This window comes from Streptococcus sp. 339, from assembly GCF_013277285.1.
GTDB lineage: Bacteria > Bacillota > Bacilli > Lactobacillales > Streptococcaceae > Streptococcus > Streptococcus pseudopneumoniae.
Genome location: NZ_VMMR01000126.1, coordinates 1 through 5,206, shown reverse-complemented (window position 1 = coordinate 5,206; position 5,206 = coordinate 1). Strand labels below are relative to the sequence as shown.

At 41.0% G+C, this 5,206-nt stretch carries 5 protein-coding genes and 1 pseudogene; all 6 read right to left on the bottom strand.

The annotated features are described in order from the left end of the window. Window positions 1–44 precede the first annotated feature (44 nt). Window positions 45–164: pseudogene (locus tag HT736_RS11265) on the bottom strand (IS5/IS1182 family transposase); the annotation flags it as partial. 57 nt (window positions 165–221) lie between these two features. Further along, window positions 222–2,456, bottom strand: coding sequence for a DNA internalization-related competence protein ComEC/Rec2 (locus tag HT736_RS11260; protein ID WP_138700418.1), 2,235 nt, complete (start codon window positions 2,454–2,456; stop codon window positions 222–224). After that, a complete protein-coding gene (locus tag HT736_RS11255) occupies window positions 2,440–3,090 on the bottom strand; it encodes a helix-hairpin-helix domain-containing protein (RefSeq protein WP_000387332.1) in 651 nt (216 codons plus the stop codon). Before HT736_RS11255 ends, HT736_RS11260 begins: the two co-directional genes overlap by 17 nt. A 67-nt stretch (window positions 3,091–3,157) precedes the next feature. Further along, on the bottom strand, window positions 3,158–3,727 hold the full coding sequence (locus HT736_RS11250) for a GNAT family N-acetyltransferase (protein WP_000443735.1): 570 nt from the start codon (window positions 3,725–3,727) through the stop codon (window positions 3,158–3,160). A gap of 212 nt (window positions 3,728–3,939) precedes the next feature. After that, window positions 3,940–4,944: a PhoH family protein gene (locus HT736_RS11245; protein ID WP_000658205.1), complete on the bottom strand. Its 1,005-nt coding sequence runs from the start codon at window positions 4,942–4,944 to the stop codon at window positions 3,940–3,942. Between the two features lie 84 nt (window positions 4,945–5,028). Further along, the coding region (locus HT736_RS11240; RefSeq protein WP_172931054.1) for a YozE family protein at window positions 5,029–5,206 on the bottom strand (178 nt) is incomplete at its 5' end.

Genomic DNA, 5,206 nt, shown 5'->3' with positions numbered 1-5,206 from the left:
GAAGTCGCCATAAGAAGGTATTCTAGGCTTAATTTAGGTTTTTATCCATCTTTTGCGTGTTTAATTTTTAATACAGCTAACATCTCTTCAAAAGTCGTGCGCTGAACACCAACAAGACGATTAAATTGTGCATCAGTTAGTTGTTTACTTGCTTCATAATTCATAGAACTATTATACCATATTTTGTTTCGCAGGAAGTCTAATAATAATATTTATCTTTCCTATCGAACGCTTTCAATCTTCCAACTATTCCAACCTTTAAACCGTATAGCTCCATGCTGGTCAGTTCGGTAAACTTTGCTATTGATACCTTCCAGTCGTGTCAAAGTTTCCTGATGGGGGAGTTTCGTTCGATTGTTCTTTCCAACTGAGATGAGAGTCATCTCTGGTTTGAGCTGTTCTAAAAAGTCTGAACTTAATGATTTTTTAGAGCCATGTTGGCTAGCTTTCAAAACATCCACTTCTAGGTCAGGATAGTGCTTCAGCATGTCCTTCTCTCCTTTCTCCTCCAAATTTCCAGTGAAAAGAAAGTTTTTATCCAAGAGTTTTCCATACAAAACCAGGGTATCTTCATGATCTCCAATTTTCCTTGGAGATAGGACTTCTAACTGACTTCCAAAAATTGGCAAGTTCTCTCCTGCTGTCACACTGCGCACCTTGGTTTGAGTCGCCTGTAGTTCTGCCACAAATTCCTTCTGTTTCAGACTTCCTTTTGATACTAAAATCTCCCCTACATGAAAAGCCTTGGTCACCTCCAACAAATCTCCAACATGTTCCTTGTCCGTATTTGTCAAAATCAGCTGGTCAATCTTGGCTACTCCTCGACTTTTGAGATAGGGAATCAAGGTTCGCTGGGCATTGCTGGTCGTCGCCTTTTCTTGCCATTTTTCAATTTTCTTATCAGATTCTGCCTTGCCACCTACATCTATGAGAATGGTCTTCCCAGTTACATCCCTTAGGAAAATACTTTCTCCTTGCCCCACATCCAGCATGGTAATTTCATTTTCCAGTGGATGCTTGGTCAAGAAAAAGAGACCCACAATAAGTAAGCTGAAGCCAGCTACTCTTTTGATATTTTTCCTCAAATCATAGACCAAAGCCAAGGAAATTAACAATAAAATTAAAAACCATGCATTAGGTTGTCCAAAGACAAACGGCCTACTTGTCATCTGCGAGACCAAGCGAATCATTCCCTCCAACCATTCAAAGATAAAATTCAGTTGAATGACTGGATAGAGAAAGGAAAGGGCAAATAAGATAGACAAGAGCGGTAAGAAGGTCAAGTCAAATAGAAAGGAAAAGACAAAGGTCAAGAGGATGGACCAAGGTTGAAATTCCGCAAAATAGAAGGATAGAATGGGCAATATGCCCAAGGAGATGACTAGACTTTCACTAGCAACAGCCTTGAGCCCCTCCCCTTCTTTGCTGGTCATGGTCAGGATAAAAGCATAAGCGCAGGACAAGACTCCTCCTGCTGTCAAGAAAAAGTTTGGCATGACAATAAAGAGGAGAAACACTGTCAAGGCAAAATTATCCAAGCCCTTAACCCCATGTTGAGCCAGTAGCTTTTGCAAGAGACTGCGAATAACCGATGCTGAAAATCCAGTTAGTCCCGCATAGATAAGGGAAAAGGGATAAGTCAGCCATTTCAACTTTTCTTGGGTCAAGCCCAATCGCAAGAGAAGTTTCTTAAATCCGTTCATGAAAAAACCTACCTGCATGCCAGATAGGGCAAAGAGGTGGATAATTCCTAGACTGGAATAAAGCTCATTCATCTCCTCAAAGTCGGTGTCCAGATGTCCCAGCAAGAGTCCTGTCATGTAATTGCGCATAGGGTCTGGAAAGTGCGTCTTAATCCAAACCACAGCCTTTCGACGTAAACTGGACAAGTTTTCTCCTATATCCCAACTGCCAATCTTTTGAAGTGACTGGATTGTTTTGATATTGAGAGTCTGGTAAATTCCCTGAGTCTTCAGATAGGCTTGGTAATTAAAGCCACCAAAATTTCTCTGCCCTTCTGACTCCGAAAGCTTCCCTTCTAGTCCTATCTCATGCAGGTCGGTTAAAGCTTGAAAGGCTTCTTTCTCCTCCTCGGACTGGAGTTTATAATAGACTTGAAAAATGCGTCCATCAGCCTTGCCGCGAAAGGACAGACTATCACCATTGACCTTAACAGTGTCAGGCAGAATCCGTACCCTTTCAACAGAATCCGCCAGATTTTGACTCGCTTGGCTCTGTTGCCAATTTTGAAACAGAAACCAGAAGCCAAAGACTCCACAAATCACTAAAACTTTGCCTGTTGATTTCCATGGAAATTGGAAAAAGAGACAGACTAGCAGAAAAACAAAGCCCAACAAAGCAAGATAGGATGCTGAGAAAATAGCGTAATAAAACCAAAGTAACAAAAAACTCAGGTAAATTAGGGGAATGGGGATGTTCTTAATCCACTGTAACATAGTCTTTTAGCTTTTCTATGGTCTTAGCACCAATGCCAGAGACCTTCTTGAGTTCATCAATCGACTTGAATTTCCCATTTGCCTCACGATGGTCTATAATGTCCTGAGCTCGTTTTCCTCCCAGTCCCTTAACCTGTTTAAGCTCTTCCAGACTGGCCTTGTTGAGATTGACCTTCTTTTCCTTGCTTGTTGAAGAAGCTGTCCCCGAACCAGTCTGTTGACTAACTGCTTCTTCTCCCTTAGTAGGAACGTAAACCAGAGCCTCATCACTAACTTTCTGAGCTAGATTGAGCGACTTGCTGTCTGCTTGCTCTGTCAAGCCACCAGCCTTCTGAACAGCATCATTGACTCGACTACCTACAGGCAAGTCATAAATCCCTGGCGATTTGACAGCACCTTTGACATCTACTGTGATTAGATCTTGTTCAAGGGGTTCTTCCTTCTCTTCCTTGTTCACTTCCTTTTCGGATACCAAATCCTTGGAAACAGCTGCAACTTCAGCCTGCAAATTCGTTTCCTTTACAGGTGTTTGTGGAGCTGGCTTTAGCAGGAAAAATCCGCCTACAAGCAAGCCCAGACCAGTACAGATGACGATGATTTTATACTCTTTGATTTTCTCGATAATTGCTTCCATATTTTCTCCTCTCTTAGATTATTCGTAAGAGGAAGAAAAAACAGTCGAAAAATTTCTTTTCAACTGCTTATTTATTTGCAAAATAGTCTTCCTTGGTCAAGACATAATGAACTCTTGTCACGATTCGGCCTTTTTCATGCTGGTCCATACAAGCATAAGCTTCTTCGTGGGAAAAACGCATGCCTGATTTCTCCATGACCTTTCCTGACGCGGGATTAGCCTTATCGTGTAAAGCAACTAACTTATTCATTCCTATCTTCTCAAAAGCTAGCTCAATTACGGCACGATTGGCTTCTGTCGTCAATCCTTGATTCCAATACTTTTTATTGATAATGTAGCCAATAGCTGCCTTCTTAAGAACAGGATCAATCTTGTGCAAGTCAATGGTTCCGATAAACTTGCCGTTATCTTTTAATTCAATCCCCCAGCGTCCCAAGGGATTAGCCAAGTAGAACTGAGCAATATTATTCTTGGTTTCTTCTACATTTTGATTGGTTGAAAAAGTGTAACGTGTATTATCCTTGTCCGAGGCATAGTCAAACATTGCTTCCGCATCATTCAAAGTTACAGGTCTAAGCAACAAACGCTCTGTCTCGACTATGGGATACTGAGCTAGTTTTAAAAAGATTGATTCCATACGTTTCTTCCACTTGAAACCTTTCTAATCTAATATAAGGATATTGAATAAAACATTTAAAAAGCAAACTTATAGTAGATTGAAATAAGATATAAACAAATCAATCAGGAAAGTCAAATTAATTTCTAAAAATGTTTTAGCAGTCACAACGTACTATTCTAGCTTCAATCTACTATAGATTTAGTATTGAGATAACTTTAAGTACAAAAGAACTATCCTTCATATAGAGGTTGAGAATCTAATTCTTCACTCTCTTCTTTTTTAACCGGTTCTGGTTCATAGGCTCGGATAATCTGAGCGACAACTGGGTGGCGAACCACATCCTTGGCTGAAAAATGAACAAAGTCAATCTGGTGAATGTTCTTGAGTTTCTCTTGGGCATCAATCAAACCGGACTTGACATTGCGTGGCAGGTCAATCTGACTGATATCTCCATTGACAATCATCTTAGAATGAAAACCTAAACGAGTCAAAAACATCTTCATCTGCATAATGGTCGTATTTTGCGCCTCATCGAGAATGACAAAGGCATCATCCAAGGTCCGTCCACGCATATAGGCAAGGGGCGCAATCTCAATAATTTCACGCTCCATGAGTCGAGTTGTTTGGTCTTTCCCCAGAATCTGATACAAAGCATCATAAACAGGTCGAAGGTAAGGATCTACCTTCTCCTTAAGATCACCCGGAAGAAAACCTAGACTCTCTCCTGCTTCCACCGCTGGACGTGTCAAGATAATCCTCTTGACTTGCCCACGTTTAAGTGCAGTCACTGCTAAGGTCACTGCAAGAAAGGTCTTCCCTGTACCTGCTGGCCCAATTCCAAAGGTCACATCATGCTGTTTAACACTGTCCACATAAAGTTTTTGACCTAGTGTTTTGACACGGATAGGCTTCCCTGTATTATCCTTGATAATTTCTTCTTCATAAAGGGCGACAAATTTGTCGATTTCATCGTTTTTGACCATGCTAATCGCAGTCACTACATCTGGTGTGCCGACTGTCATTCCACGATTTACCAAAACCATCAAGGCTTGAATAACTTGTCTAGCTTCCTCACAAGCTGACTCCCCCCCCAAGACTTGTACAATCTCTGTACGAGCATGAATCACCACATCAAGCTCTTCTTCCATCAAACGAAGATGGCGCTCATTGGAACCAAAAAGATGAAACAGGTCATCTGGATGACTCAGTTGAATGTCTATTGAATGTTCCTTCAAATAAAGAACCTCTCTAATCCTTTTATTTCTTTTTATTATAGCAAAGGGATGGAGAAATTACTAGCCCAAACCCAATGAATCATGCTAGTGTTCTAAGTATTCTTGCCAGATAGCGTCAAAGTCTCCTAGGTTAAAAGAGAAACTGGCATGTTCTTCCAAAAAGCGACTCACCTCATCAAAATCATCTGTGTGTTTTGGAAAAGCTGATTCTTCAAAGGCTAGGTCTGCTAGGATAGCTTTGGGACTCCCGACTTTATCACTT